We start from the raw sequence: 26,762 nt of genomic DNA, 5'->3' as shown, positions 1-26,762 counted from the left end.
CGAACTGGGCCTTACAGCCCGGTGCGGCGCGCCGTCAGGCGCGCTTGGACGAACGTCCGGATCGTGCAAAAAATGATAGATTGTCGCCCCGCGCCACGGCTACCATGACCTGGCCCCGACTGCACGGATCACGAAGGAACTCGAAATGAATCTCAAAGTCGTAAACCAACTGCTCGCTGAGGTCGAAGACGGTCTGATGGGCGGCCTGGCCGCCTCCGACGTCTTCAGCAAAACGTCCGGCATGTCGGTCGCCGGCGTTCGCAGCAGCCCCAAGGCGTGTGCGCTCTTCAACATCCTTTGTGAGCGCATCATGGAGACGATCAAGAAGTCGGGTCTGCCCGTCCCCGACTATCTGAACGAGACCATGCTCCGCCTCGGCGACGAGGGCATCGTCATGATCGTGGTGGTCGACCTCACCGACAAGTACCGCTGGGGTATGGCAGTGGACTGCAGCAAGGCGCAGCTCGGGATCCTGGTCAGCGTGGTGTTGCCGGACATCAAGCCGCGCCTGCGCGAAGCGCTGCGCTGACACGACGCGCGGGCCCAGGCCCCTCGATCCGCGGAGCGCAGATGCGCCGCGACCGCCCGGCGGTCGCGGCGCTTCGCTGGTCGTCGCCTCCGCACCGGCGCTGTCGCAGGTCCACGCACACATGTCCCATCGGACAGCTGTGCGACGCCCCGGGATGCGCGAACCCGTTGGCTTGACACTAGCGGGATGCGCCTTGAACCTTGAAGTCGATGGACGCTCGTAAACCGCGACTGCTCACTGGTGATAGGCCCACGGGGCCCTCCACCTCGGTCACCTCGTCGGCACCCTGCAGAGCCGGGTCAAGCTTCAGGACAGCCACGAGTGCTTCATCATCGTCGCCGACCTGCACTCGCTCACGACCCGCTCGCACCGCGACGAGATTGCCCGCCTGCCGGAGCACGTGCGCGACGTGGTGCTCGACATGCTGAGCGTGGGGGTCGACCCCTCGCGCTCGACGATCTACCTGCAGTCCGGCGTACCGGCGGTCTACGACATCGCCATCCTGCTGCAGATGCTCACCCCGGTGGCGCGGCTGTCGGGCATGCAGTCGATCCAGGACATGGCGGTCAACGCCGGCCTCGGCGAGGGCGACGTGCCCCTCGGCCTCCTCGGCTACCCCGTGCTCCAGGCCGCCGACATTCTCATGGCCAACGCCGAGCTGGTGCCGGTCGGGGCCGACAACGAGACCCACGTCACCCTCGCCCGCGACATCGCCGAGCACTTCAACGACGCCTACGGCCCCGTGTTCGCCGTGCCCCAGGCCACCGTCTCGGCCACCCCGTCGCTGCCGGGCGTCAACACCGTCGCCGGCGGTGCCGACCGCAAGATGTCGAAGTCGGCCGGCAACGCGATCTGGCTCAAGGACACGCCCGAGGAGGTCGCTCGCAAGGTCCGCACCCTGCCCGGCCCGGCCCCCGGCGAGTCGGCCGGCGCGCCGCTGTTCCTGTTCGCCGACGCGTTCCTGCGCGACGCCGACGAGCTCGCCAACCTCAAGGCCGAGTACGACCGCGGCGCCATCGGCTTCGCCGCCGTCCAGGACCGCGTCATCGAGGCGCTCGAGAAGATCCTCGTGCCGATCCGCGCCCGCCGGGCCGAGTTCGCGGCCGACAAGCACCGCACCGAGGAGATCATCGTCGACGGCACCATCACCGCCCGCAAGGTCGCCTACGAGACCCTCGGCAAGGTCCGCGACGCCATGGGCCTCGAGAACCTGTGGTCCGGCCTCGTGCACGCCACCCAGTCGCGCGCCGAGGAGCGCAAGAAGCCCTTCTACCACCAGAAGGGCTGAGCCCCCTCCCGCGCCCCCCGAAGCGACCGCTCCGCGCCCGCGCCGGAGCGGTCGTCTCGCGACCGGCGCTCGCGGCGGCTCACGTCGCCGCCTCGCCCGCTGCGCCATCGCCTCGCCAGCGCTCGCGTCGCGACCGGCGCTCGTGGCGGCCCGCCTCGCCCCTCGTCCCGCTGCGCCATCGCTCGCATCGCTACCCGCAAGCGCGGCGGCCCGCCTCGCCCGAGCGACTCGCTGCGCCGCCGCCTCGCTCAGGGATCGTCGCCTCGCTCAGGATCGTCGCCTCGCTCAGGGATCGTCGCCTCGCTCAGGATCGTCGCCTCGCCCTCCTGCTCGGCGTTCCGTCGCTACCCGCGATCGCCGCGGCCCACCTCACCCAGGCCTTCGCCCCTCTCTGTCCCGAGGGACAGCTGCACTCCCCGCCTCACCCGAGCCGCCCGGGCGCCGTCGGCCCGACCCACCTGTACCTGACCTTCGCGCCATGTCCTTCGGGCAAGCGAGCCGCCAGCGCCAGGCGGTGGCGCGGCGTCGGGTCGTCGAGGAAGAACTCCCAGCCCGCGCGCGGATCGCCGAGCGACGCGTCGATCGCCAGGTCGATCGCCTGCCGGCCGCGCGACAGGTCGTAGGCGAACGCGTCGAGCGGGATCGCCAGGCCCATCCCGCGGGCCTTGATGTACGCCTCCTTGAGCGTCCACAGGTCGAAGAAGCGGGCCCGTCTCGCGTCCTCCGGCAGCGCCATCAAGGCGGCCACCTCGGCCTTCGCGAAGAAGTGTTCGGCCACCTCCTCCGGCCGCGAGCGCCGATCGGCGTCCTCGACGTCGACCCCGATCTCGCCGGCGCGAGTCACCGCCAGCGCCGCCAGCCCGTCGGTGTGCGACAGGTTGAACTCGAGCCCGGCGGCCTGGACCAGCGCCGGCCGGCCGTACTGGTTGGCGACGAAGCGCAGCTCGGTCGCCGCGATCCCGCTGTAGCTCGCCAGGATCTGGCGGACCAGCACCCGCGCGACCGCGAACTGCCGGCGGTTGCGCTCGAACACGAAGCGATCCTGGCGCGCCTGCTCCTCCGCGTTCAGGAGCTCACGCGCCGCCGCCAGCCAGTCGGCGTCGACCTGCGTCTCGGCCGCGCACAACCACACGTGGACCTCGCCCGCTGCCAGGCTCTGCCGCTCCGTCACCCCTGCAACGTGACGCGCGCCGGGCCCGCGTCAGCCGGCGGCGCAGTTGCGGCCACTGACGAACCGCGCCACGATGCGCCCGCGCATGCGACCCGAACCGAAGCTCGGCGTGCTCCTCATCAACCTCGGCACGCCCGACGCCCCGCGCGCCCCCGCGGTGCGCCGCTACCTGCGCGAGTTCCTGTCCGACCCGCGCGTCCTCGACATCGGCGCCGTCGGTCGCTGGTTGCTGCTCAACCTCGTCATCCTCCCCTTCCGTCCCGCGCGCTCGGCCGCCGCCTACCGCACCGTCTGGGGCCCCGGCGGCTCGCCCCTCCTCCACCACTCCCAGCGGCTCACCGAGGCCCTGCGGCTCGCCATGCCCGACGTCGAGATCGAGCTCGCCATGCGCTACGGCGAGCCCTCGCTGCAGCGCGGCCTCGACGTCCTGCGCGCCCGCGGCTGCGACCGCATCGTCGCCGTCCCGCTCTACCCGCAGTACGCCAGCAGCTCCACCGGCTCGACCGTCGAGGCCCTCTACCGCGCCGCCGGCGAGCCGTGGAACACCCCCTTCCTCACCATCGTCCCGCCGTTCTACGACCATCCGGCCTTCATCGACGCCCTCGCGCGCGTCGGCGCACCTGTCCTCGAGGACTTCCGGCCCGACCACGTCATGTTCAGCTTCCACGGCCTGCCCGAGCGCCAGGTCAAGAAGAGCGACCCGAGCGGCGCGCATTGCCTCGCGCGCCCCGGCTGCTGCGACACCATCGGCGTCAACAACCGCAACTGCTACCGCGCCCACTGCGTCGCCACTGCCGGCGCCCTGCGCGACCGCCTCGGCCTCGCCCGCGACGCCACCACGATCGCCTTCCAGTCGCGCCTCGGCCGGACCCCGTGGATCAAACCCTTCACCGACGTCGAGCTGGTCGAGCTGGCCCGCCGCGGCGTCCGCCGCCTGGCCGTGTTCTGCCCGGCGTTCGTGGCCGACTGCCTCGAGACGCTCGAGGAGATCGGGATCCGCGCCGCCGAGTCGTTCAAGGCCGCGGGCGGCGAGGACCTGCGCCTCGTCCCCTGCCTCAACGACCACCCGGTGTGGGTCACCGCGCTCGCCACCATCATCCGCGAGTCCGCCCCTCACCCGCGCGCCCTGCCGGTCCTCACCGACCGGCCCCCGGCCGCGCCGCTGTCGGCCTGAGCCTGTCCCTTCGAGCATAGCCGAAGGGACATGTCCTCTCAGACATGCCCGACCCAGGTCGGCGCCGAGCGAGGTCGCAGAAGCCGCGGCCGAGTTCGTCGCCCGCCACCGACACACTCACATCCGCGTGCCGCGGCGCGGCAGTTCACCGCAGGTCGGCGCACACGTCCGCGTGCCGCGACGCGGAAGTTCATTAGGTCGGCGCCCGCCACAGTCACGAGCTCGCGGCCGCAACTCGCGGCTCACAGCCCGAGCAGGTCGGCGTACGCCACCGGCACCACGCTCGCGTCCGCCAACCCCAGCGTCGCCTGCAACACCGCCACCCGCGCATGAGCCTCGGCGTCGGTCTCCCCGGGCAGCATCACCGCCTCGAACTCGACGAACGACCCCAGCCCCTCGACCTCGTCGAGGTGGATCCGCACGTTGCGCCACATCCACAGCTCGCGCCGCTTCACCACCGCGCCGCGGATCCCGAGCGCCGCGCCCAGAGCCGCCACCAGCGCCTGCGGCTCGATCACCGGCACCACGTGGTACCGGCTCTCGCGCGCCCCGCCCGTGTCCGAGCGCTCGTACGGGATCAGCTCCGCGCCCGACCTGTCCTCCGTCTCCTGTCCCTCGCGCCATGTCCGTTCGCGCAGCTTCAAGCGGCCGGTGCGGGCGTGGAAGAACGTGTCGCGCTGATGCTCGACGCGGACGAAGCGGGCCCCGTGGCGCTCGGCGGCCGCGCGGGCCGCGGCGAGGTCGGGGCAGCGGGCCTTGAGCTCGATGTTGCGGGCCGCGCTCACGCCGTCACCGCCTCTGCCTGCTTGCTGCCGGCCATCGCCAGGACGCGCTCGAAGTGCCGCGGCTCGACCGCCTGGACGCTGAGCCGCTGGCCCTTCTGCACCAGCAACATCGTCTTGAGCGCCCTCTCGGCCTTGATCGCGTGCAGCGTCACCATCGCCGGCCACTTCTCGACGAACTCGACGTCGACGAGGATCCAGCGCGGCGCCTCGCGCGTCGACTTGGGGTCGTAGTACTCGCTCTTCTCGTCGAACTGGGTCGCGTCGGGGTACGGCGCGCTGCACACTCGCGCCAGCCCGACCGCGCCGGCGGGGTCGACGCTCGAGTGGTAGAAGATCACCAGGTCGCCGATCTTCATGTCGTCGCGCATCGAGTTGCGGGCGGTGTAGTTGCGCACGCCCTCCCACGCGGTCTTGCCGAGGCGCTGCAGGTCGTCGATCGAGAACACGTCCGGCTCGCTCTTCATCAGCCAGTAGCGGATCTTCGCGGACTTCTTGGTCATGCCGTTTGCAGCCTGGACTTCGCAGAGCGCGCCCGAGTTTGCAAGCGGCCCCGACGCAAGCGATTAAACAGCCTCGGCCCGTCACGCGACGCCCGAGCCGCGCACCTCGTCCCGGCTTCCCCCCTTGGCAGCCCCGCAGGCCTGTGCCAGCGTCCGTGGGCCGTGCCTCCCCCCGGCCCTCGTCCGCCTGCTCGGCGCCCCGCTGCTCGACTCGCCGTGGGTGCAGCGCCTCGGTCGGGTCAGCTTCCTCGGCACCCTCGACTGGCACCCGCGCAGCCACGACCCCGCGACGCGCCTCGACCACTCGCTCGGCGTCGCCGCGCTCGGCCACCGCTTCGGCGCCGCCCTCGACCTCGCCGAAGGCGACCTGCGCCACTTCGTCGCCGCCTGCCTCCTGCACGACATCGGCCACTTCCCCCTGTCGCACGCGGCCGAGCCGGGCTTCGAGCGCGCCCTCGGCGTCGCCCACCACGGCGTCAGCGAGTGGATCGTCCTCGGCAACGGCGCGATCCCCGAGCCCCTCTCGCTGCGCCCCGTGCTGCAGCAAGTCGACCTCGATCCGGAGCGCGTGTGGGCGATCATCGGCGGCGCCGGCGACGGCCGCGCCCTCGACCTCTCGGCCCTCCTGCTCGCCCCGATCAACCTCGACACCCTCGACGGCATCGTCCGCACCGCCCGCACCTTCGGCCGCGCCGGCGTGCGCCTGCCGCGGGCCGTGTTCGTCCGCCGCGGCCGCGAGCTGCTCATCGACCCCGACGCCCTGCCCGTCATCGACCGCTTCTGGGCCCTCAAGGACCGGATCTACAGCGAGGTCATCAACCTGCCGTCGAACATCGTGTGCGAGGCCGAGCTGTCGCGCGCCGTCGCCGACGCCTTCGACCAGCGGGTGTTCGCCCGCTTCGCCGAGTTCGACGACGCCGCCCTGCGCGGCCTCGCCGACGCCCACGCGCGCCGCAGTGGCCTGTCCGAAGGGCAAGACGAGCGCTTCCAGAGCACCCGCGTCCCGCCGACCGGCGAGGGCGACGTGGTCCCGCGCGTCCACAAGCGCTACTTCGTCGACCCCTCGGTCGCGCCCGGTCCGCACGGCCTGCCCCGCCCGCAGTGGTCGCGCCGCTACCGCCACAGCCGCCAGCTCGCGTTCGTCAGCCCGCGCCACGCCGCCGCCCAGCTGTCGCTGCCGATCGCCGTCGACGACCATGTCCATGAGGACATGTCCCGCTGGACAGTCATGCCGGGCGCCGAGGGGCCGGAGATCCGACATGCCCCGCGCCGCGCTCCTGTCTGCCAGGACATGTCCACCCGGACAGGCGACAGGTGTCCCCGGAGAGCGGCGCGCGGCCAGCTCCCCCCGGCGGTCCCGCAGCGCGGCGAGGAGCCGGCGCGTCGGAGGTCCCCTCCCTGTCCACATGTCCCTCACGACATGTCCCTCACGACGGTCGCGCCGCGGATCCGACGCCGGTCCCCCCACGCCCGCCCCGCCCGCTCGGCGGCGGCGAGGAGGCCCTGACGTGCGCGGCCCGGTCGACTACGCGCCGCTGTTGGCCGAGCTCGGGCTCACCGCCGCCGACGCGGTCCACGTGCTCGCCGCCGCGGCCGGCTCGCACGCCCGCCTCGCCGAGCTGCGGCGCGCCCTCGCCGGCGCCGTCCCGCCCGGCTGCGCCGCCTTCGCGCTCGGCTCGCTCGGCCGGCACGAGTCGAGCGCGCTCAGCGACCTCGACCTCGCCGTCGTCTACCGCCGCGGCGCCCTCGACCCGGCCGACGCTCACGGCGCGCGCGAGGCCGTCGCGGCGGCCCTGCGCGCGCGCGGCCTCGACGTCGCCGACAAGACCTTCCACAGCGCCGTCGCCCTCGACGATCTGCTCGGCGACATCGGCGGCCGCGACGACACCAACGATCACCTCACCTACCGCGCCCTCCTGCTCACCGAGGGCGCCTGGCTGGCCAACGCCGCCGACGCCGCCGCCATCGTCGAGCAGGTGTTCGGCGCCTACACGGCCGGCGCGATCACCCGCGGCCGCTACCTCACCTCGCTTAGCAACGACCTCCACCGCTACTACCGCACGATCTGCGTCGACTACCGCTTCAAGGTCGAGAACGCCGGCAAGCACTGGGCCGTCCGCTACTTCAAGCTCCGCCACTCGCGCAAGCTGTGGCACCTCGCCAACCTCGCGGTGTTCTGCCGCGCCGCCCTGCTCCCCGACGAGGCCCGCGACGGCTGGCTCGCCGAGCAGCTGCCGCGCCCGCCGCTCCTGCGCGTCGCCGACGCCCTGCGCCCGCTCGGCGGCCTCCACCTGTGCGCCGGCCTCGTCACCGCCTACGACGCCTTCCTCGCCGCCCTCGCCGAGCCCGACACCCGCCGCGCCCTCGACGTCCTCGCCTACGACGTCCGCGAGGCCTCGCCGGTGTTCCGCCGCCTGCGCGCCGGCGCCGAGCGCTTCGACGAGGCCGCCACCGCCGTCGTCGGCCACCTGTGGCAGCGCTCCCCCGACCACCTCGTCCGTTACGGCCTGCTCTGAAGGACAGGTCTCGAAGTCCATGTCCTGCACCTCGCGCCGCGCTCCCCGACCACCTCGTCCGCCACCGCATGCTCTGAAGTACAGGTCTCGAAGCACATGTCCTGAAGGACATGTAAAACCCACCGCTCGCTCATGCCCGCGCCGATGACCTCGCCCGACCTGCCGCTCGTCGCCTTCGACCTGATCGGCGTGCTCGCCGAGCCCTCGTGGCGGGAGATCGACGGCGCCCCCGACCGCGAGCGCTGGCATCGACTGCGGGTCGGCGCCATCGACGAGCACGAGTTCTGGGACGCCGACGCCGCCGCCGCCTATCGCGCCTGCCTGCGCTTGCGGACAGATCGGCTCGCGCTCGTCTCGCGCCTGCGCGCGCGGGGCCACCGGATCGCCCTCGCCACCAACTTCGCCCGCGCCTGGCTGGCCCTCGTCCGCGAGCAGCTCGGCCCGGCGGGCCTCGTCGACCACTGGCTCTGCAGCGGCGAGCTCGGGGTCGCCAAGCCCGACTCCCGGTTCTGGTCGCACCTCCGCGGCCTCGCGCCGGCCGTCGTCGTCGTCGACGATCAGCTCGACAACGTGGTGGCCGCGCGGGCGGCCGGTCTCACCGGCGTGTGGGCCCTCCCGGGCGCCGATCTGGAGGCCCGGCTCGTCGCCGCCCTCGCTGGGGCCCCGGGGCCGCACCCATGACGGTTGACGACACCCCCGCCCCCGTCGATCCTCCCCCCATGCACCGATCGCCCGGCTGGCTGCGCAACCTCCTCGGCCTCTCCATCGGCGCCTTTCTGAGCGTCACCTGCGGTCCCCCGGGCCCGCCCGGAGGCGACTGCCGCTACGACCCCAACTGCCCCGGCGGCGTCGGTGCCTTCTGCGACGACGACGACGAGTGCAGCTCCGGCCACTGCTGCGACAAGAAGGAGTGCGACGGCGGCATGTGCACCTTCGAGTGCGACGCCGACGCCGAGTGCCCCCCCGGCCTGCTGTGCGAGCACAACCGCTGCTTCTACGCCTGCAGCACCGCCGCCGAGTGCGCCCCCGGCCAGAAGTGCAAGCACCGCGTGTGCGAGTGGGACTAGCCGCTCAGGTCATGTCCTGAAGGACATCCCCGCATACCCGTAAGGACATGTCCTTGGCGGATCACGACTCGGCTTCCGACCGCGACCTTTGGCTCCTCAAGCAGAGCTGAGGACCTCGGTCGCTCGTCTCAGCCAATTCCTCAATGACACCGCATCCTGAGGGATGTCGGCTAACTCCGCAGCTTGGATGTTCGACCAGCGCGGGCGTGCTCTTCAGCGGGAGCTTGAGACGGCGAAAGCCGGTCTCGAGCCCGTCCCGGCCCATCTCTTCCGATCGTCGCTCGCCGCCGAGAGCGAGGATCCAGGCCTCGATCATCCGGACAGCTAGACCTCCGACGACCAGCGGTCCCTGCGGAAACTCGTCGTTCGCTCGAGCGATCCCTCGTTCGATCGAGTCCCGGCGCCGGCGGTGTTGCGGCCCGTCGCCGTCGCAATCGCGCGTGAACACCACCACGTCCGCGCCTCGCTCTCGCGCGCGCAACGCCAACCCGAGCACGTTGCGCTCCTCGGCGTCCGCGTGTCCACCCGCGCGAAACTTACGGATCGAGCTCCAAACCACCGCATCGACGACGATCCAGCCGTCGGGTCGAACGCGTCGCAGGAGCGCCTCGAGCACGCCCATGTCTGGCGGCGTTCGGCGATACGGTGGCTGATCGCACCAGCCCCCGAGCTCGTTCGGTCCTTCACCGCCGAGCACGATGCGCATCATGTCGCGACCTGCGCCGCGTTCAGCAGCGGGCCCTCGTCGTCGCCATTGGCGTAGCTCAGCCACAGCTCGCCGAGCGCGTAGATCTTGGAGCGCTCGGCGAAGTTGGGCGTGTCCTCCAGGCGGCGCACCATGGTCCCCTTGACCCCATCGCGCGTAACGACGCTGACTTCGTCGCCCTGCATCTCGTTGATCACCAGCGGGCTGTGCGTCGTGAGCACCACCTGCGTGGTGGCCGAAATCTCCCGCAAGATCCGCATCACATCAGCGATACGCGCCGGATGCAGCCCGTTCTCCGGCTCTTCGACCAGGAGCAGAGCCACCGGATCGAGGTGCTGCAGGGCCGCGAACGCGAGATAGAAGAGGAGGCCCTCGCTGAGGAACGCCGCGGGCACCCGCTCGCCGGAGACGAGCTCCACCTCGATCGCCTTGGTGCTCTTCGAGATAACTTTCAGCCGCACGGCCTTGATCGTCGGGAACAACCGACGCACGCCCTCGACGATCCGCAAGAACGCGTCGTCGCCGCGATTGAGGATCGCATCGTAAATGGCCGGAAGCCCGCGCCCGTATTCGTCGACGAGTTCGCGCCCACCGCCCTCGGGGATGAGCTCGCTCGGCTCGCGCAGCGAACTCGGGTTGAAATGCACGAGTCGCGCGCCCGCGTCGAGCAACGGCAAGGCTTGGGGCGGCCACGACAGTTTCGAGCCCGGATTCGAGGACGACTCGGAGATCCACGGTCGCTTCTCGGGGGGTCCTAACGTCGTCCCGCCCGACTCGGCCAGGTGGATTTCGTCGACGATCGACAGGTTGCAGGAAACCGACGCTTGGCCGTACGCGAACGAGAGGTGCATCGCCGAGCCAGGAGCGAGCGGTCCGGGATCGAACGGTTGAAGGCCAGCGGGCGTGCGTACGAATGGAGACTGAAGCAGCCGCAACCCCGTCCGCAGCGCCCTGAGAAGCGTGCTCTTCCCGCTGTCGTTCGGGCCGATGAACGCGTGCAACGGCGTCAACACCGCCTTCACGTCCTTGAGACACCCGAACTTCTGCACCGAAACGGAGCGGATGAACCACGCGGGTGACTGCATTCTGCCGGGGAATGTACTCCAGGGCCGCAGGTCCGTCACGCGCTCCGGAGCAGCAGAGGCGACCGTCCGGCTGCCCTGCCTCGAAATGCGCGATCAACGCCAGGCATTGGCTGACCGCTTGAACATGTCCTCGCGGCCAGCCCCGCTCACGGCTCGCCGTGGTCGCAGCGCGCGTGCTTCGGCGGCGCCGCCGTGCTCGCCTGGCCCTCCGCCGCCAGCCAGTAGAGCGGCTGCGGCACGTAGCCGAGCCCGCCGAGCTCGCGCATCGTCCCCGTCTCGAACACCCGGCCGCCGACGATCACGTGCGTCACCGAGTCGGTGTTGCGGATCTCCGCCAGCGGGTCCTTGGCCAGCACTGCAAGGTCGGCCAGCTTGCCCGGCTCGATCGAGCCGATGTCGGCGTCGAGGCCGAGGTAGCGCGCGCCGTTCAGGGTGCCCGCGCGCAGAGCCTCGTGCGGCGTCATCCCGCCCTGGGCCAGCATCCACAGCTCCCAGTGGGCCGCCAGGCCCTCGCGCTGGCCGTGCGCGCCGAGGTTCACCCCGACCCCGGCGTCGAGCAGCTTCTTGGCCGTCTGCGCCGCGCGGAAGTGGTTCCAGTCGCCCTCCGACGCCGTCACCCGGCGGTAGGCCGTGCCGGCGAACGCGTGCTGCGGCACGAAGCGGGTCAGCGCCGCGTTCTTCCACACGTCGGTCGTCGCGTACCAGTAGTTCTCGCCGCCGAGCCCGCCGTAGGCCACCCCGAGCGTCGGCGTGTAGCCGACCTTCGTGCCGCCCCACAGCTGCAGCGCGTCGGCGTACAGCGTCGCCACCGGCACCGCGTGTTCGACCCCCGTGTGGCCGTCGGCCACCATCGTCATGTTGTGGTGGTAGAGCGCCCCGCCCTCCGGCACCACCATCATCTCGAGCTCGCGCGCCGCCGCCAGCACTTGCTGCCGCTGCTCGCGACGCGGCTGGTTGTAGCTCTTGACCGAGAACGCCCCGACCGCCTTCATCCGCCGCAGGTGCGAGCGGGCGTCGTCGAGCGAGTCGATCTGCGCCTTGAACGGCGCCAGCGCCCCGTAGAGGATCGTGCCGGTCGAGAACAGCCGCGGCGCCGCCACCAGGCCCGCCTTCTGCAGCTCGCTGGCGGCGAAGATCGTCGCGGTGTCGTTGCTCGGGTCGTGCAGCGTCGTCACCCCGAACGCCAGCGCCGACAGGTGGTGCCAGTTCTGCTCCGGCACGATGCCCTGCTCGCCGGCCGACCCGTGCGCGTGCACGTCGACGAGCCCCGGGATCACCGTCGCCCCCTTGAGGTCGATCGTGCGCGCGCCGGCCGGGATCGCCACCTGTCCTTCGGGACCGATCGCCTGGATCCGGTCGTCCTGGATCACGATCGTCGCCCGCTCGATCACCTCCTCGCCCTTCATCGTGATCGCCTTGGCCCCGACCAGCGCCACCACGCCCTTCGGCCGCGCCGTCGCCTGCGTGAACCCGATCTCGAGCCCCGGCGCGTCGGGCAGCGGCCCCTCGGGCAGCTTGCCCGCTTCAGGCCCGGAGGGCCGTGAAGCATCTTCGCGCACGAACGCGAACACCTCGTCGAGCGCGCGCGTGTAAAGCTGCGGCCCCAGCGACCAGTGCAGGCGCTTGCTGTCGCCCGACCAGTGCAGCTCGTTGCCCGCGTCCTTCGACACCTTGTACGACGGCACCGCGTCCATCTTGGGCGCGAGCTCGATCGCCCGCCCGGTCGCCGGGAACGGCGCCACGTGGGCCTGGAAGCCCTCCTGCCAGGCCACCCACTGGCCGTCGGGCGACACCTTGAACGCGGTCGCCAGCTCGCTGCTGGCGTGGTGATACGGCTCGCTGCCGTCGAGCGCCACGCTCCACAGCTGGACCTTGTCGTCCTTCTCGAGCGCGTAGAACACCCGGTCGCTGGCCGCCCCGAAGTGCGGCTGCTCGCCCTCGCGGACGATCCGCTGCGGCGTCCCCCCGCGCACCGGCACCGCGTACAGCCCCAGCTCGGCCGACCACGCCGGCGAGCGCGTCCACCCGCCCGCGACCTTGCGGTAGACCACCGTCTGCCCGTCGGGCGACACCGCCGGCTCGACGTAGTGCCCCGGCTCGGTCGTCAGCACCCGGCTCTTGCCGCCCTTGGCCGGCATCACGCGGACGCTGCCGAAGCCCTGGTCGTCCCACGTCGCGTAGACGATCGACTTGCCGTCGCGCGTGAAGCTCGGATAGAGCTCGACGTGCTCGTCCTGGGTCGTCAGCCGCTTGGGCTGTCCGTTCGGCAATGTCCTCACGTACAGCTTGCCCAGCGCCTGGTAGACCACCGACTTGCCGTCCGGGCTGACCGTCGGCCAGCGCAGCATCTTCACCGCGAACTCCGGCGGCGCCACCTTGACCGGGTAGCGGATCGCCGGCTGGATCTTGCGCGTCGACTTCACGTGGAAGGCGATGTCGCTGACCTTGCCGCTGGCGACGTCGACGCGGTGCAGCTTGCCCGCGCTCCAGTACACGATCGCGCGGTCGTCGGGCGTGAACGCGATCGCCGGGTAGACCCCGTGGATCGCCCACGTCTCCTGGTTGTCGCGCTCGAGCCCGCGGACCACCAGCCGCTCCTGCCCGCTCTTCACGTCGCGCACGTACAGCGCGGTCGAGCCCGCGTGCTGCGGCGTCGCCCCGACGCGGCGGATGAACGCCAGCGACTTGCCGTCGTGCGACGGCGTCGGGCGGGCCGCGCCACCTGTCCCTCCGACCAGGTCCTCGATGCGCCCGGTGGCCCGCTCGAGCCGGCGGATCGTGTAGATGCCGGCGTACGGGTCCTTGTTGTACTCGAAGTACGAGCCCGGCGTGGTGTCCTGGCTGAAGTACACGTACTTGCCGTCGGGCGAGAACGCCGGCTCGTTCACGTCCTTCTGGTCGTTGGGCTTCTCGGTCATCGCCAGGCCCTTGCCGCCCGACACGTGGTACAGCCAGATCTCGCCGGAGCCGAGGCTGCGGTGCTTGGTGAAGTGCTTGCGCACCGCGATGAAGTTGCCGTCGGGCGACCAGACCGGCGAGTTCACCAGCCGGAAGTCCTCCTTCGTCACCTGCCGCGCCTCGCCGCCGCCGCGCGGGATGACCCACACGTTGTCGCCGCCGCCGCGATCGCTGGTGAACGCGATCCACTTGCCGTCGGGGCTGTAGCGCGGCTGCATGTCCCACGCCAGGCCCGACGTCAGCGCCCGCGCCTCGCCGCCCGCGATCGGCAGCGCGTACAGGTCACCGAGCAGGTCGAACACGATCTCGGTCCCGTCGGGGCTGACGTCGAGGCTCATCCACGTGCCCTCGGTGACGTCGATCGCGACCTCGGCCTCCTCGCCCGGCGGATCGTTCACGTCCCACTTCGGCGCCTCCTCCTTGCCGTCGACGACCTTGCCTGTCGTCGGCGGCGGCGGCGGTGCCCCCGGCTGATGCGCCGGCGGCGGCGTGGGAGCCGCCGTGCGAGGTGCAGCCGGTGGCTGCGACGGAGGCCGCGAGGGCGGGAGAGAGCCGTTGTGAGGAGCCGAACGACGCGCGAGCGGGGCATGCGAGAGGCGCGGATGATACCCCTCGCCCCCCTCGCCCGTCACGCCCGACGCAGCCGGCCGCTGCGTGACCGCACCCGGTGACTCACGCCGCGCGAGCCGCCGCCCGCCTCACTCGCCGCCGCGGCGCTCGCCGGCGGCACCTGTCTCTTGCGACAGCTCCGCCAGCGACTCGCCCCGAGGCCCGGTCTCCCGCGCCGCCTCGCCGTCCCGCCTCACGTTTGAGCCCCGCGACCTCTCACCGGCGTCCGCGACCTCGGCCTGCTCGGCCCCCTGCTCAGCGCTCGAACCGCCACCTGTCTTTCGCACCACCGCGCTCGTCACTCGTGCAGCATCCTGAGCCTCACCAGTCACTCGCGCCATCTCACTCGCGCCCGCCGCCTCACCTCGCCCGGCCTGCTCCGCGTCCTGCGACTCACCTGTCTCTTGCGCCATCGCAACCGCGCCCGCCGACTCGGCTCGCCCGACCTCTTCGACGAGCGCCATCCCGCGCGGACCGGACGGCTCGCTTCGCCCGGCCCCAAGTTCGCCGATCGGGCCACCACCTGTCCCTCGCGCCATCTCGCCAGCCGCAGCCCTCCGCGCCCCCTCACCTGTCTCTCGGGCCATCCCGACCACGGGCTCGCGCGCAGCCGGAGCCTCCCCGCCCCGGCTCGCGTCTCGCCGCCGACGCCGACGCCGCGTCCCTCCTCGACGCGCTTGCCCTTTTCTTCGCCTGTCTCTCGGGCCATCCGCCACATCACCGGCGGCGGCGCCTTGCGCGGCGGAGGCCCGCCGTCGGCGCGACCTGCCAGGTCTTCGTCGAGCGCCCACACCCCGACCCGCCACGGCTGCCCCACCGCGGCCGCCAGCCGGCGCATGAACTCCGCGCGCTCGATCGGCGTCGCCCCGAAGCGGTGCAGGTGGGCCGTCTCGACCTGGCAGTCGATCAGCGAGAACTCCCACCGCTTCAGCTGCTCGGCCAGCGCCACGAACGCGATCTTCGACGCGTCGTCGGCCCGCGCGAACATGCTCTCGCCGCAGAACACCGACCCCAGCGCCAGCCCGTACAGCCCGCCGACCAGGCGGTCGCCGTCCCACGCCTCGACGCTGTGCGCCAGGCCGCGGCGGTGCAGGTCCGTAAACGCCGCGCGGATCCCCGGCGTGATCCACGTGCGGTCCTGGCCCGGGCGCGGCGTCTCGGCGCACGCCGCGATGACTGCCTCGAAGGACAGGTCGAGCGAGATCCGGTACGGCCGGCGGCGGATCGCCTTCGCCAGCGAGCGAGGCACCGCGATCTCGCCCGGCACCAGCACCGCCCGCGGCGCCGGCGACCACCACAGCAGCGGCTCGTCCTCGCTGTTCCACGGGAAGATCCCGTGCGCGTAGGCCAGCAGCAGCCGCTCCGGACGCAGATCGCCGCCGAGCGCGAGCAGCCCGTCCGGCTCCGCCTGGCTCGGATCGGGGAACACCAGCTCGTCCGTCAGCGCGAACACCGGCATGGCCATGGCCTACCACGGCGGCCGGCTCGCCGCGTATCCTGTCGTGCCATGAAGGTCGTCTTCTGCCACGGCCTCGAGGGCAGCCCCCAGGGGCGCAAGGCCCAGGCGCTGCGCGCCGCCGGGCTCGACCTCGTGGCGCCCGACTTCACCGGCATGAACCTCGCAGCGCGGGTCGCCGCCCTCGTGCCCGAGCTCGCCGCCCACGACGGCTGCGTCCTCGTCGGCTCGAGCTACGGCGGAATCACCGCCCTGTGCGGCGCGATCCTCCACCACCGCGCCGGCGGACGCGTCCGCGGCCTCGTCCTCGCCGCCCCGGCCCTCATCCTGAGCGAGCCCCCCGCCGACGTCCTCGAGCTCGCGCCGCCGTGCCCGACGCACGTCATTCACGGCCGCCACGACGAGCTCATCCCCGTCGCCGCGATCGAGGCCTGGGCCGCCGCCTATCCGGCCGTCCGCCTCGAGGTCGTCGACGACGCCCACGTCCTCGCCCGCTCGCTCGACCGGATCGTCGCCGCCGCCGTCGAGTTCGCGCGCGAATGACGTGACCGAAAGGACATGCCACAACAGGCATGTCCTTTCGCACATGTCTTTATAAACATGTCTCATGGCGCGACGCGGCCCTGCGCCTGCCGAGGCGCCCTCGCGGCGTCCAGCTGCGCGCCTTGCCGGCGTGGACAGGTCCTGCAGGTGTCGAGAAGCTCGTCCCGCCTGGCCCGCGCAGTCGCTGCAGCCGCTCGCTCGCCGCGATACGCCCGCCCGGCCTCTACTCCCTCGCTTGCGCCGCCGGCACCCCGGGAGCCGCCTCGTCGCGCTTCGCCTGGGGCGACCACTGCAGCGCCAGCAGCATGGTGAAGAACGCCACCACGTACGCCAGGACCACCGGCCAGCCCTCCTTCAGGTAGCGCAACGTGTGCCGCGCCTCCGGAAAGTCCTTCGAGATGGCGACCCCAGCCGACGAGCCGAACCAGATCATCGACCCGCCGAACCCGACGCTGAACGCCACCAGTCCCCAGTCGTAGCCGCTCTGCTCGAGCGCCAGCTTGGTCAGCGGGATGTTGTCGAACACCGCGGACACGAAGCCGAGCCCGAGCGCCGTCGACCACGACGCCGGGGAGCGCGCGCACCGGCATCAGCGACGCGCACCACACCAGCGACAGCAGGAACAGCGCCCCCTTGGCCGCGCCGGGCAGCTCGTCCCAGGCCGGCCGCCGCAGCAGCGCTCCGATGAGGATCGCCGCCCACACCCCGTACCACGGGCCGCCGGCGAAGAAGCCCGCCCACGGCCCCGTGAACAAAAAGTTCGCCCCGATCGCGCCCGCCAGGATCAGCACCACGATCATCACCTGCACCCGATCGATCGGCTTCGTCTCGCCGGTCGCCGGCGCGATCGCCTGCACGCGCGACTGCTGCACCGCCCCGAACACCCCGCAGATCAGGAGCGCCACCGCGCTGGCGACGATCGCCCGCAGCACCGCCAGCGGCGACACCCCGTCGAGCCACATCATCGTCGTCGTCGTGTCGCCGAGCACGCTCCACGCCCCGCCCGCGTTGCTCGCGGCCACCAGCGCCGCCACGTAGCCGACCGTCACCCGCTCGCGGAACGCCGAGCGAGCCATCACCCCGCCGATCATCGCCGCCGCGATGTTGTCGAGGAACGACGAGATGACCCACACCAGCGCCAGCAGCGTGAAGGCGCCGAGGATCGGGCGCCGCGGCAGGAGCCGCGACAGGTTGTCGGGCACGCCCGAGTGCTCGAAGAACTTGGCCAGCAGCGAGAAGCCGAGGAGCAGCCCGCCGAGGTTCAGCAGCGTGTGCTCGCCCTCGTGGAGCAGGTGGCCCCACAGCCCCGGGTGCGCCTGCTCGGCCGGCCACGCGAACCCAGGGGCGAACACCGCCGTGTAGACCGTGATCACGAGCGCCCCGCCGAGCGCCACCTGCAGCGTGTGGCCGTGGAACAGCGCCACGCCGAGGAGGACCAGCACGAACAGCACGAACGCGAACGGCACCGCCCCGAGCACGACGAGCCCGTCGGCCACCTGGCTGCCGAGCGCGCCGAGCACCACCGCCGCGACCACCGCCGCGGCGAACACGAAGCCCTTCGCGCGCCCTTCGGCTTCCGGGACGTCGGGGTCGCGCGCGTCCTCGCGGGTCTCGATGTGCGGAGGTCGGACCTCGTCCATGTCGGGCTCCTCGTCGCGCCGCGAGCCGGCTCGACCCCGGAGTTAGGGCCCACAACTCCCTCGCCGGCAACGACTCCCGCGGAGCGACGGCCCTGCGACGCTCGAGCGACGAACCTCGCGAGCCCTTCAGGCCGCGGCTCGTGCAGGCGCGCCGTCCGCCGTTGACGCCAGCGAGCCCATGAGGAGAACCCTCGCGGTCACCACCTCGTCGACGCCTCTGGGCCCCGACGCCTCACCACGCACGCGAATCACTGGCACATCGCTGCTCGCCGCGACCTCGTCGCCGCGTCCGCGCCGACGCCTCACCACCGCACGCCGATCACTCGCGCATCTCCGATCGCAACCTCGTCGCCGCTTTCGCGACGACCGCTCTCACTCGCCGAGGACGATCCCCCGCTGCAGCAGCGCGCTGGCGCGTTCGATCGCCTCGTGGCCGCCGGCCAGCGTCAGCGTGTCGCCCGCCTGCAGCCGCTCGTGGGCCTCGGGCAGCACCACGCCCGCCGACGCGCGGTTGATCGACAGCACCGACGCCCCGGTGCGCGCGCGCAGATTGAGCTCCGCGAGCGTCTGCCCGATCGCCGGGCTCGTCGCGCTCAGCGTCACCGGCGTCATGTCCGGGAAGCCCGGCAGCATCGGCGCCACCTCGACCAGCGATTGATGCGCGGCCGGACCGCTGGCGCCGCCCTGACCCTGGCGGGCCAGCACCTCGACGATCAGCTCGGTGCCTGCGCGCACGTGGCCGTCGAGGTTGCCGATGCTGCGCCACACGTTGTAGCCGAGCGCCGCCACCAACAGCGCGAACACGGCGAAGCCCGAGCTCAGCGGCAGGAACGGCTGCAGCACCGCCACCAGCGGCAGGCCGATCACCAGCGACAGCGCCAGCTCGATCGCCACCGTGAACGCGCGCCGCGGCGCCGAGCCGAGGTCGAGCTTGCCGTCTTCGCGGGTCGGCAGCACCACCGCAGCCAGCGCGCGGGCCAGGGCCGCAGCGCGGCGCAGCACGCCGACGAACAGCACGCCCGCGAGCGCCAGCGTCGCGCCGACGTACAGGATCTCGATCACCGTCGGCGACAGGTGCGTCGCCTGGAACATCGCCTCGACCGCCTGCCAGTGGACCAGGCTCGACCCGGCCAGCAGCGCCACCAACAGCGTCGCGTCGACGAGCAGCATCACCAGCGGCCCGCGGACGCGCCGGCCGACCGCCGCGCTGCGGGGCGCCGAGCGCAGCTGCTCGATCCACCCGTCGTAGAACGTCACGAACGTCTGCAGGCGATCGGGCAGCCAGCGATCGACCGCCTCGGCCCCGCGCTCGGAGCGGCGGACCATCACCGGCGTGGTCAGCGAAGTGAGGATCGCGACCGCCACCATGATCGGCAGGATGTACTCCGGGATCGCGCCGGTCTGCAGCCCGAGGCCGGCGATGATGAACGAGAACTCGCCGATCTGGGCCAGGCTCATCCCGGCGCGGACCGAGCGGCGCAGCCCGTTGCCGGCCAGGAACGAGCCGAGCGACACCCCGAACACCTTGCCGGCCAGCACCACCGCCGTCAGCACGAGCACCGGCAGCCAGTGCTGGGCCACCAGCACCGGGTCGACGGTCATCCCGATCGAGATGAAGAACACCGCGGCGAACAGGTCGCGCAGCGGCTGGATCACGTGCTCGACCTTCGGCCCCTCGCCCGACTCCGACACCAGCATGCCGGCGAGGAACGCCCCGAGCGCGACCGAGTAGCCCGAGGCCGACGCGAACGCCGCCATGCCGAAGCACACCGCGATGCCGGCGATCAGCGTCGTCTCGGCGCGACCGATCCGCACCACCCCGCGGATGAAGCGCGGCACCACCAGGAGGCCCGCCGCCAGCATCGCCAGCAGGAACGCCAGCAGCTTGCCGACCGTGAGCGCGAAGTCGACCGGCGACAGACCTGTCCCCGAGGCCAGGCCGGTGAGGATCGCCAGCAGCAGGATGGCGATCATGTCCTCGAACACCAGCACCGCGAACACGACCTCGACGAAGCCGCCGCGCAGGCGCTGCTCCTCGAACGCCTTGGCCACCAGCATCGTCGACGAGATGCCGAGGCACGCGCCGACGAACAGGCTCGCCGTCGAGTCCCAGCCGAACAGGCGCCCGACCATGTAGCCGAGCGAGATCATCAGCCCGACCTCGATCACCGCCGTCAGCGCCGCCGGCAGCCCGATCTTCACGATCTTGCGCAGGCTGAACTCGATGCCGATGGTGAACATCAGCAGGATGACCCCGAACTCGGACAGCGAGTGGGCCAGCTGCACGCTGCTCTCGCCGCCGATGATGATGCCCGGCACGTGCGGGCCGAGGATCATGCCCGCGAGCAGGTAGCCGAGCACCGGCGGCTGGTGCAGCCGCTGCGACAGCAAGCTGGTCACCGCCGCGGTCCCCAGGATCGCGCCGACCTCTTGCACGTAGTGAGCCGCGCTCGCGCTCGCGCTCATGCGAGCGGACAAGGTAACGCAAAACCGCGGGGCGCTGCGTGTCCGATCGCGGCTCGTCCGCGCCCGCTACTCGCCGAGCGTCATCAGGCCCATCCCGGTGAGCCAGCTGCCGCCGTCGATCACCAGCGTCGCGCCGGTCGTGTAGGCGCTCGCGGGCGAGGCCAGGAACACCGCGGCCTCGGCGATCTCGCGCGGCTGGCCGAAGCGCCGCAGCGGGATCGCCCGCTCGGCCTTGGCGCGCAGCTCGGGCGGCAAGAGGCGGGTGATCCCCTCGGTGTTGTCGATCGGCCCGGGCGCGATCACGTTGACGCGGATCCCCGCCGCTCCCCACTCGACCGCCAGCGTGCGCGTGAGCGCGTCGATGCCCGCCTTCGCGCTGGCCGCGTGGACCTGCAGCGGCGTGCCGCCGTAGTGCAGCGTCGCCGAGATGTTGAGGATCGACCCGCCCGCGCGCGACAGCAGCGGCAGCGCCGCCTTGCAGGCGTTGAACGTGCCCTTGAGGTCGATGTCGACCACGGTGCCGAAGCCGTTGGGCGACAGGCTCGCGGCCGGGCACAGGAAGTTGCCGGCCGCCGAGTTGACCAGCACGTCGAGCCGGCCCCAGCGGGCCTCGATCGCCTGCATCACCGCCTCGACCTGCTCCGGCCGGCGCACGTCGGCCGTCACCGCCAGCGCCTCGCCGCCGACCGCCGCGATCGCCTCCGCCGTCGCGTCGAGCTTGGCCTGCGTCCGCCCGCACACCGCCACGCGGGCCCCGTGCTCCGCCAGCGTCACCGCGATCGACGCCCCGATCCCCGAGCCCCCGCCGGTGACGAGGGCGACCAGTCCCTGCAGCGCGTCCGCGCGAAAGATGCTCATGCCGCCACGATGCCCGGTTTCCGCCCGCCGCGGCACCGCCGCCGCCGTGAGCCGGACCACATCGCCGCCTGCGGATGCCCCATCGAACATGCCCACTCGGACATGCCCTCTTCGACATGCCCCGAAGGACATGCCCTCGCGGCCACCCGCTCCGGCCTCAGGCCACCGCCATCTCGACCGCGCGCTTGATGTTGACGCTGACGAGCTTGGACACGCCGCGGGTCTCCATCGTCACCCCGTACAGGCGGTCGGCGATCTCCATCGTCCGCTTGTTGTGGGTGATGATGATGAACTGGGTGTTCTGCGCCATCTCCTGGACCATCGCGCCGAAGCGGCCGACGTTGGCCTCGTCGAGCGGCGCGTCGACCTCGTCGAGGAGGCAGAACGGGCTCGGCTTGATGAGGAAGATGGCGAAGATCAGGCTGACCGCGGTGAGCGCCTTCTCGCCGCCGGACAGCAGCTCGAGGTTGCGGACCTGCTTGCCGGGCGGCTGGGCCTGGATCTCGACGCCGGTGCCGAGCAGGTCGCTGGCGTCGGTCAGCTTGAGCAGGGCCTGGCCGCCGTTGAACAGCCGCGGGAACACCGTCTGGAAGCGCTCGTTGATCTCCTTGAACGTCTCGAGGAAGCGCTCGCGCGTGGTCTTGTTGATCTTGTCGATCGCCTCCTGCAGCTGGGCGATCGCCGACTCGAGGTCGCGCTTCTGCGTCGACAGGTACTCGCAGCGGCTCGAGACCTCCTCGTACTCCTCGATCGCCGTCAGGTTGACCTCGCCCATGCGCGCCAGCACGCGCTTGAGCTCCTGCTGGCGCGCCGAGGAGTCGGGCCCGGCCAGCGGGCGGTCGTGGAAGTCGCACAGCGACAGCTCGAGCTCGGCGTCGAAGCGCTCGCGGATGTCGGCGCTCAGGTGCTGCGCCTCCATGCGCTGCTCCTTGAGCACGCTCTCGACCTCGGCCAGGCGCTCTCGCTGCTCGTCGAGGCCGTTGCGCAGCTTGCGGACCGACAGGTCGAGCTCGTCGGTGGCCATGCGGACCGCGTCGTGGGCCTCGCGCGCCGCCTGCAGCGTCGCGGTCGCGGTGCGGTGAGCCTCGAGCTGCTGCTCGCGCTCGGCCTCGGCCGCCTGCAGCGCCTCCTCGAGCGCCGCGATCTTGGCCTCGCCCTCGACCTGCGCCTGTCCGAGCCGCTGCAGGCGCTCGTCCTCGGCCGCGACCTGACGCGACAGGCGGGCCTCGGCCGCGGTCAGCGCCCCGAGCTGCTGCTGGAAGCGCGCCAGCGCCACCTTCGCCTCGGTCAGCATCTCCGCGACCTGCGCCTGCTGCTCGCGCAGCATCTCGATGCGCGCCTCGGCGTCGACGATCGTCTGCTGCAGCCCCGGCAGCTCCTCGCGCACCTGCCCGAGCTCCTCCGTCAGGCGCGCCCGCTCCTCCTCGCGGCCGCCGAGCGACGCCTGCAGCTTGTTCCGCTCGCGCGTCAGCTGCTCCACGCGCTGGCCGAGCTGCTGGATCTCCCGCTGCAGCCGGCTGACCTCCTGCACGCGCGACAGCCGGACCCTCTCCGACTCGAGCAGCTCCGCCTCGCTCATCTCGCGCTCGGCCTCGATCTGGCTCTGGCGCTCGACCAGCACCTGGACCTGCTCGTACGCCACCGAGACCTCGGCCTCGCGCGTGGTCACCTGCTCGTGCAGCTCGCGGATCTCCCGCTTCTGCTGCAGCAGCGCCGAGTCGAGCCCCTGCGCCGAGCCGCCGATCACCACCCCCGAGGGCTCGACGCGGTCGCCGGCCAGGGTCACGAGCGGCGCGGTCGCCCCGGCCTGCCACAGCTCGAGCGCCTGCGGCAGGTCCTCGACCACCACGGTGTCGCCGAGCAGCGCGCGCGCCAGCGGCCGCAGCTCGGCGGGCACCTCGATCGCGTCCACCAGGCGGCCGACGACGCCTGTCCGCTGGAGCATGTCCTCGAGGCCAGGGCCGTAAACACCTGCATCTTCGGACATGCCCTCAGCGCCATGCTCCGAGCGGCGCGGCCGGCACTCGCGCGGCAGGAACGAGGTGCGGCCCTCCTGCTTGGCCTTGAGCAGCGAGACCGCGGCCGCGCTGGCGCGCACGCCGTCGACCACCACGCCCTGCAGGCGGTCGCCGAGCACCGCCGACAGCGCCGGCTCGAACTTGGCGGGCGCGGCCAGGTGGTCGGCGAGGATGCCGAGGATCGCGCCGCCGGCCTCGGCGCCGATGAGGTCGCGGTTCTGGATCACCGTCTGCACGCCGCTGGCGCAGCCGCGGTAGCGCTTCTGGATCTCCTCGAGCGACTGCACCCGCGACTGCACCCGCTGCATCTGCGCGCGGGCGGCGTCGTGGGACTGCTCGGCCGACTTGATCTGGCCCTTGAGCGCCTGCTTCTCGCGATCACCGAACGCGCGACGCTCCTGCAGCGCCGCGACCCGCTCGACCGCCACCTCGCGGGCGGACTCCGCCACCTCGAGGTCGGCGCGGTCGCGCTCGAGCTGGATCCCCAGCAGCTCCGTCTCCTGGGTCAGGGCCGCGATCCGCTGCTCGAGGTCGGACAGGCCCTCGGCGCGCGCCTGCAACTGGGCCGACGCGGTCGCCTCGCGCTGCTGCAGGCGGTTCAGCTGCGAGCGCGCGCGCTCGAACTCGGACACCTCGCCGCGCAGCCGCGCCGCCAGGCCGTCGTGCTCTTCTTGTAGGCGTGCCGCGACCTCGGCGTGGCCCTCGTCGGCGCCGTCGCGCAGCTCCGCGAGCTGGGTCGTGACCTGCTCGAGCTCGCCGCGCAGCGCCGTCAGCGAGCGCTCGGCCGCGGCGGCCTCGGCGCGCGCCTGCGTGACCGCCGTGCGCGCCCCCTCTTGCTCGCGCCGGCGGAACTGGCCCTCGCTCTCGGCCAGCTTGATGCGGTTGTCGAGGTCGAACACCGTGGTCTGGGCCGCGCGCAGCTCCTGCTCGCGCTGCAGCAGCTCGGTCCGCTGGGCCTCGCCGCGCGCGTCGGCGGCCGCCAGGTTCGCGCGCATGTCGTCGACCTGCACCCCGAGCTCGCCGCGCCGGACCTCGAGCACGCGGCGCGTCGCCTCGAGCTCGAGGAAGCGGTGGCTGGCGATCCACAGGTCGAGGTCGCGCAGCTCGGCGCGGTAGCGCTTGTAGCGCTCGGCCTTCTGCGCCTGCCGACGCAGGTTGCCGACCCGCGCCTCGAGCTCCGACAGCACGTCGGACACGCGCAGCAGGTTCTGCTGCGTCTGCTCGATCTTCTTCTCCGCGGCCTGCTTCTGCGCCTTGAAGCGGGTGATGCCGGCGGCCTCGTCGATGATGTAGCGCCGCTCCTCGGCCTTCGAGCTGACGATCCGGCCGACCTGGCCCTGCTCGATGATCGAGTAGCCGCGCGTGCCCGCGCCGGTGCCGGCCATCAGCTCCTGGATGTCGCGCAGGCGGCACGGCACCTTGTTGATGAGGTACTCGCTGGTGCCGTCGCGGAACAGCCGGCGCGTGACCGCGATCTCGGCGAAGTTGAGGTAGGCGGCCGGGACCTGCCCGTTGTTCTGGAAGGTCAGCGTCACCTCGGCCGCGTTGCCCGGGCCGCGCGTCGAGCAACCGGCGAAGATCACGTCGGCCATGCCCTGACCGCGCAGGTGCTTGGCCCGCTGCTCGCCGAGGCACCAGCGCATCGCGTCGACGACGTTCGACTTGCCGCAGCCGTTGGGCCCGAGGATCGCCGTCACGTGGTCGTCGACGTGGATGACCTCGCGGTCGGCGAAGGACTTGAACCCGTTGACCTCGATCTTCTTGATTCGCATCGAACGGCGCGCGCAAAAAAACGCTGGCGTCCGCGAGATAGCACCACCCGCCGCCCCGGAAAAGCCCGCCGTGACGATCTCCCGGAGAAGCGATCCCGGGCGGTGACGCGGGCCGCCCCCGACCCGCCGGCGCCCGCGGCCCGCGCCCCCGAGATCTCGCAGATCTCGCATCCCTGCGCCCGAACCCTTCAGGATCGGCGCCGGCTGTGCTACCGCTGCAGTGGCCGTCGCCGATGACCTCGACCGAGATCTACCTGCTCCTCGCCATCCTCGGCGCGCTCGTCGTCACCGGCGGCGTCGTCTACGCGCGTCGCCGCGCCCTCCCGCCCGGGAAGACGCCGCCCTCGCTGACCGAAGCGCCGTCCGACCGGGCCCTCGCGTCCGGTGCCGGACGCCGCGCCGAGGTCCCGGTCCGCCCGCTCACGCCGGAGGAGCTCGCCCGCGCCGCCGAACAGGAGCGCTACGTCGCCGGCCTCGCGCGCACCCGCGGCGGCTTCGTCGCCAAGCTCGCGCGCCTGTTCAGCGGCCGTCCCCGCGTCAGCGCCGAGCTCCGCGACGAGGTCGAGACCGTCCTCTTCACCGCCGACATCGGCGCCAAGGCGGCGCAGAAGCTCCTCGACCAGGTCACCGACCTGCTCGACAAGAGCGACGTCGCCGACGCCGACAAGGTGTGGGCGGTCATCCGCACCGCCGCGCGGCAGATCCTGACCGTCCCCGCCGCCCCGCTCGACTACAGCCCGAACCCGCCGCCCTACGTGCTGCTGATGATCGGCGTCAACGGCGTCGGCAAGACCACCACCCTGGGCAAGCTGGCCGCCTTCCACAAGGCGGCCGGGCGCCGCGTGCTGCTGGTCGCGGGCGACACCTTCCGCGCCGCCGCTGGCGAGCAGCTCGAGATCTGGGCCCGCCGCGTCGGCTGCGAGATCCACCTCGGCAAGGAAGGCGCCGATCCCTCGAGCGTGATCCACGACGGCATCTACCGCGGCGCCCGCGAGGGCTTCGACGTCGTCCTCTGCGACACCGCGGGCCGGCTCCACACCAAAAAGGAGCTGATGGACGAGTTGCAGAAGATCCGCCGCTCGTGCGCCAAGGCGCTCGCCCGCGCCCGCGGCGTCGGCGAGGCGGAGGTCCGCGGCCCGCACGACACCTTCCTCGTGCTCGACGCCACCATCGGCCAGAACGCGCTGGCGCAGGCGGTCCTGTTCAAGGAGACGATGGACTTCACCGGCCTCGTCCTGACCAAGCTCGACGGCACGGCCAAGGGCGGCGTGGTCCTCGGCGTGTGCGACGAGCTCGCGTTCCGGTCCGCTTCATCGGCATCGGCGAGAAGGTCGACGACCTGCGCCCGTTCGACCCCGACGCCTTCGTCGAGGCCATGTTCGGCGACCTGAACGACGCCAAGGCGTGAGTGGCACTTTCTACGACCATGCGCCGTGTTTGATTTTGCGCGTCGTAGAAGTCACCTGGTCATGAGGGTGGCCGAACCCACGGCCCGGAGATCGTCTTGCACAACTTCGCGGGGCGGCCGGCGGGCGCGTGTCGGGGCCTCACCTGCGAATTTGCGGCCCTGGGGCCTACGCACCGCCCTGCGTGCCTTTGCTCCAAACAGCGCCCGCACTCA

At 72.1% G+C, this 26,762-nt stretch carries 17 protein-coding genes and 3 pseudogenes; 9 read left to right on the top strand and 11 right to left on the bottom strand.

Annotated features, from left to right (window positions below):
* The first annotated feature begins 145 nt into the window (after positions 1–145).
* Together OV079_RS08220 and trpS are read left to right on the top strand one after the other, a co-directional pair.
* On the top strand, positions 146–529 hold the full coding sequence (locus tag OV079_RS08220; protein ID WP_267701612.1) for a hypothetical protein: 384 nt from the start codon (positions 146–148) through the stop codon (positions 527–529).
* Positions 530–794: 265 nt separating this feature from the next.
* A pseudogene (gene trpS, locus OV079_RS08215) lies at positions 795–1,817 on the top strand (tryptophan--tRNA ligase); the annotation flags it as partial.
* Between the two features lie 421 nt (positions 1,818–2,238).
* Here trpS and OV079_RS53685 read toward each other — a convergent pair.
* Positions 2,239–2,988, bottom strand: coding sequence for a 4'-phosphopantetheinyl transferase family protein (locus OV079_RS53685; RefSeq protein ID WP_338088879.1), 750 nt, complete (start codon positions 2,986–2,988; stop codon positions 2,239–2,241).
* 85 nt (positions 2,989–3,073) lie between these two features.
* On the opposite strand from OV079_RS53685, the gene hemH reads away from it, so the two are divergent.
* Positions 3,074–4,162 carry a ferrochelatase gene (hemH, locus tag OV079_RS08205; RefSeq protein ID WP_267767251.1) on the top strand — a complete coding sequence of 363 codons (1,089 nt, stop codon included), beginning with the start codon at positions 3,074–3,076 and terminating at the stop codon, positions 4,160–4,162.
* A gap of 242 nt (positions 4,163–4,404) precedes the next feature.
* On the opposite strand, the gene OV079_RS08200 is transcribed toward hemH, so the two are convergent.
* Together OV079_RS08200 and OV079_RS08195 are read right to left on the bottom strand one after the other, a co-directional pair.
* On the bottom strand, positions 4,405–4,947 hold the full coding sequence (locus OV079_RS08200) for a class IV adenylate cyclase (protein WP_267767249.1): 543 nt from the start codon (positions 4,945–4,947) through the stop codon (positions 4,405–4,407).
* Entirely contained in the window at positions 4,944–5,447 is a 504-nt protein-coding gene (locus OV079_RS08195; protein ID WP_267767246.1) for an EVE domain-containing protein, read from the bottom strand. Before OV079_RS08195 ends, OV079_RS08200 begins: the two co-directional genes overlap by 4 nt.
* A gap of 124 nt (positions 5,448–5,571) precedes the next feature.
* Here OV079_RS08195 and OV079_RS08190 point away from each other — a divergent pair, with 124 nt between their 5' ends.
* The 4 genes from OV079_RS08190 (at position 5,572) to OV079_RS08175 (ending at position 9,030) form a co-directional block, all read left to right on the top strand.
* Entirely contained in the window at positions 5,572–6,954 is a 1,383-nt protein-coding gene (locus OV079_RS08190) for an HD domain-containing protein (RefSeq protein ID WP_267767244.1), read from the top strand.
* 1 nt (position 6,955) lies between these two features.
* Positions 6,956–7,963, top strand: a complete 1,008-nt coding sequence (locus OV079_RS08185; RefSeq protein WP_267767243.1) for a DUF294 nucleotidyltransferase-like domain-containing protein — start codon at positions 6,956–6,958, stop codon at positions 7,961–7,963.
* A 144-nt stretch (positions 7,964–8,107) separates the two neighbouring features.
* Positions 8,108–8,644: an HAD family hydrolase gene (locus OV079_RS08180; protein WP_267767241.1), complete on the top strand. Its 537-nt coding sequence runs from the start codon at positions 8,108–8,110 to the stop codon at positions 8,642–8,644.
* Between the two features lie 38 nt (positions 8,645–8,682).
* The gene (locus OV079_RS08175; RefSeq protein WP_267767239.1) at positions 8,683–9,030 is read left to right on the top strand and encodes a hypothetical protein; all 348 of its coding nucleotides are present in this window, start codon (positions 8,683–8,685) and stop codon (positions 9,028–9,030) included.
* A 61-nt stretch (positions 9,031–9,091) separates the two neighbouring features.
* Here OV079_RS08175 and OV079_RS08170 read toward each other — a convergent pair whose 3' ends face one another.
* The 4 genes and pseudogenes from OV079_RS08170 to aat all read right to left on the bottom strand — a co-directional run.
* Positions 9,092–9,739: a hypothetical protein gene (locus OV079_RS08170; protein ID WP_267767232.1), complete on the bottom strand. Its 648-nt coding sequence runs from the start codon at positions 9,737–9,739 to the stop codon at positions 9,092–9,094.
* On the bottom strand, positions 9,736–10,821 hold the full coding sequence (locus OV079_RS08165) for an AAA family ATPase (RefSeq protein WP_267767230.1): 1,086 nt from the start codon (positions 10,819–10,821) through the stop codon (positions 9,736–9,738). Before OV079_RS08165 ends, OV079_RS08170 begins: the two co-directional genes overlap by 4 nt.
* A gap of 146 nt (positions 10,822–10,967) precedes the next feature.
* A complete protein-coding gene (locus OV079_RS55655; RefSeq protein ID WP_338088878.1) occupies positions 10,968–14,177 on the bottom strand; it encodes an amidohydrolase family protein in 3,210 nt (1,069 codons plus the stop codon).
* 989 nt (positions 14,178–15,166) lie between these two features.
* Positions 15,167–15,847 (bottom strand): annotated as a pseudogene (gene aat / locus OV079_RS57450) (leucyl/phenylalanyl-tRNA--protein transferase); the annotation flags it as partial.
* A 48-nt stretch (positions 15,848–15,895) separates the two neighbouring features.
* Here aat and OV079_RS08150 point away from each other — a divergent pair.
* Complete coding sequence (locus tag OV079_RS08150) at positions 15,896–16,387, top strand: alpha/beta fold hydrolase (RefSeq protein WP_267767228.1); 492 nt, start codon at positions 15,896–15,898, stop codon at positions 16,385–16,387.
* A gap of 62 nt (positions 16,388–16,449) precedes the next feature.
* On the opposite strand, the gene OV079_RS08145 is transcribed toward OV079_RS08150, so the two are convergent.
* The 4 genes from OV079_RS08145 to smc all read right to left on the bottom strand — a co-directional run bounded on the left by OV079_RS08145 (position 16,450) and on the right by smc (position 25,141).
* Positions 16,450–18,027 carry a hypothetical protein gene (locus OV079_RS08145; RefSeq protein ID WP_267767227.1) on the bottom strand — a complete coding sequence of 526 codons (1,578 nt, stop codon included), beginning with the start codon at positions 18,025–18,027 and terminating at the stop codon, positions 16,450–16,452.
* Positions 18,028–18,399: 372 nt separating this feature from the next.
* Entirely contained in the window at positions 18,400–20,493 is a 2,094-nt protein-coding gene (locus OV079_RS08140) for a monovalent cation:proton antiporter family protein (protein WP_267767226.1), read from the bottom strand.
* Between the two features lie 66 nt (positions 20,494–20,559).
* A complete protein-coding gene (locus tag OV079_RS08135) occupies positions 20,560–21,351 on the bottom strand; it encodes an SDR family oxidoreductase (RefSeq protein WP_267767224.1) in 792 nt (263 codons plus the stop codon).
* 157 nt (positions 21,352–21,508) lie between these two features.
* The gene (gene smc, locus OV079_RS08130; RefSeq protein WP_267767222.1) at positions 21,509–25,141 is read right to left on the bottom strand and encodes a chromosome segregation protein SMC; all 3,633 of its coding nucleotides are present in this window, start codon (positions 25,139–25,141) and stop codon (positions 21,509–21,511) included.
* 233 nt (positions 25,142–25,374) lie between these two features.
* On the opposite strand from smc, the pseudogene ftsY reads away from it, so the two are divergent.
* Positions 25,375–26,549 (top strand): annotated as a pseudogene (ftsY, locus tag OV079_RS08125) (signal recognition particle-docking protein FtsY).
* Positions 26,550–26,762 lie beyond the last annotated feature (213 nt).

The sequence above is a fragment of the Nannocystis pusilla genome, from assembly GCF_026626665.1.
GTDB classification, from domain to species: domain Bacteria; phylum Myxococcota_A; class Polyangia; order Nannocystales; family Nannocystaceae; genus Nannocystis; species Nannocystis pusilla.
The sequence above is the reverse complement of the archived record's forward strand: the minus strand, read 5'-3'. Positions and strand labels throughout refer to the sequence as shown.

Excerpts from the sequence above, each read along its gene's own strand:
- OV079_RS08195 (WP_267767246.1), bottom strand. The coding sequence starts at position 5,447 with ATGACCAAGAAGTCCGCGAAGATCCGCTACTGGCTGATGAAGAGCGAG.
- OV079_RS08145 (WP_267767227.1), bottom strand. The coding sequence starts at position 18,027 with ATGGACGAGGTCCGACCTCCGCACATCGAGACCCGCGAGGACGCGCGC.
- OV079_RS08140 (WP_267767226.1), bottom strand. The coding sequence starts at position 20,493 with ATGAGCGCGAGCGCGAGCGCGGCTCACTACGTGCAAGAGGTCGGCGCG.
- smc (WP_267767222.1), bottom strand. The coding sequence starts at position 25,141 with ATGCGAATCAAGAAGATCGAGGTCAACGGGTTCAAGTCCTTCGCCGAC.
- hemH (WP_267767251.1), top strand. The coding sequence starts at position 3,074 with ATGCGACCCGAACCGAAGCTCGGCGTGCTCCTCATCAACCTCGGCACG.
- OV079_RS08170 (WP_267767232.1), bottom strand. The coding sequence starts at position 9,739 with ATGATGCGCATCGTGCTCGGCGGTGAAGGACCGAACGAGCTCGGGGGC.
- OV079_RS08165 (WP_267767230.1), bottom strand. The coding sequence starts at position 10,821 with ATGCAGTCACCCGCGTGGTTCATCCGCTCCGTTTCGGTGCAGAAGTTC.
- OV079_RS08175 (WP_267767239.1), top strand. The coding sequence starts at position 8,683 with ATGCACCGATCGCCCGGCTGGCTGCGCAACCTCCTCGGCCTCTCCATC.
- OV079_RS08180 (WP_267767241.1), top strand. The coding sequence starts at position 8,108 with ATGACCTCGCCCGACCTGCCGCTCGTCGCCTTCGACCTGATCGGCGTG.
- OV079_RS08135 (WP_267767224.1), bottom strand. The coding sequence starts at position 21,351 with ATGAGCATCTTTCGCGCGGACGCGCTGCAGGGACTGGTCGCCCTCGTC.
- OV079_RS08150 (WP_267767228.1), top strand. The coding sequence starts at position 15,896 with ATGAAGGTCGTCTTCTGCCACGGCCTCGAGGGCAGCCCCCAGGGGCGC.
- OV079_RS08220 (WP_267701612.1), top strand. The coding sequence starts at position 146 with ATGAATCTCAAAGTCGTAAACCAACTGCTCGCTGAGGTCGAAGACGGT.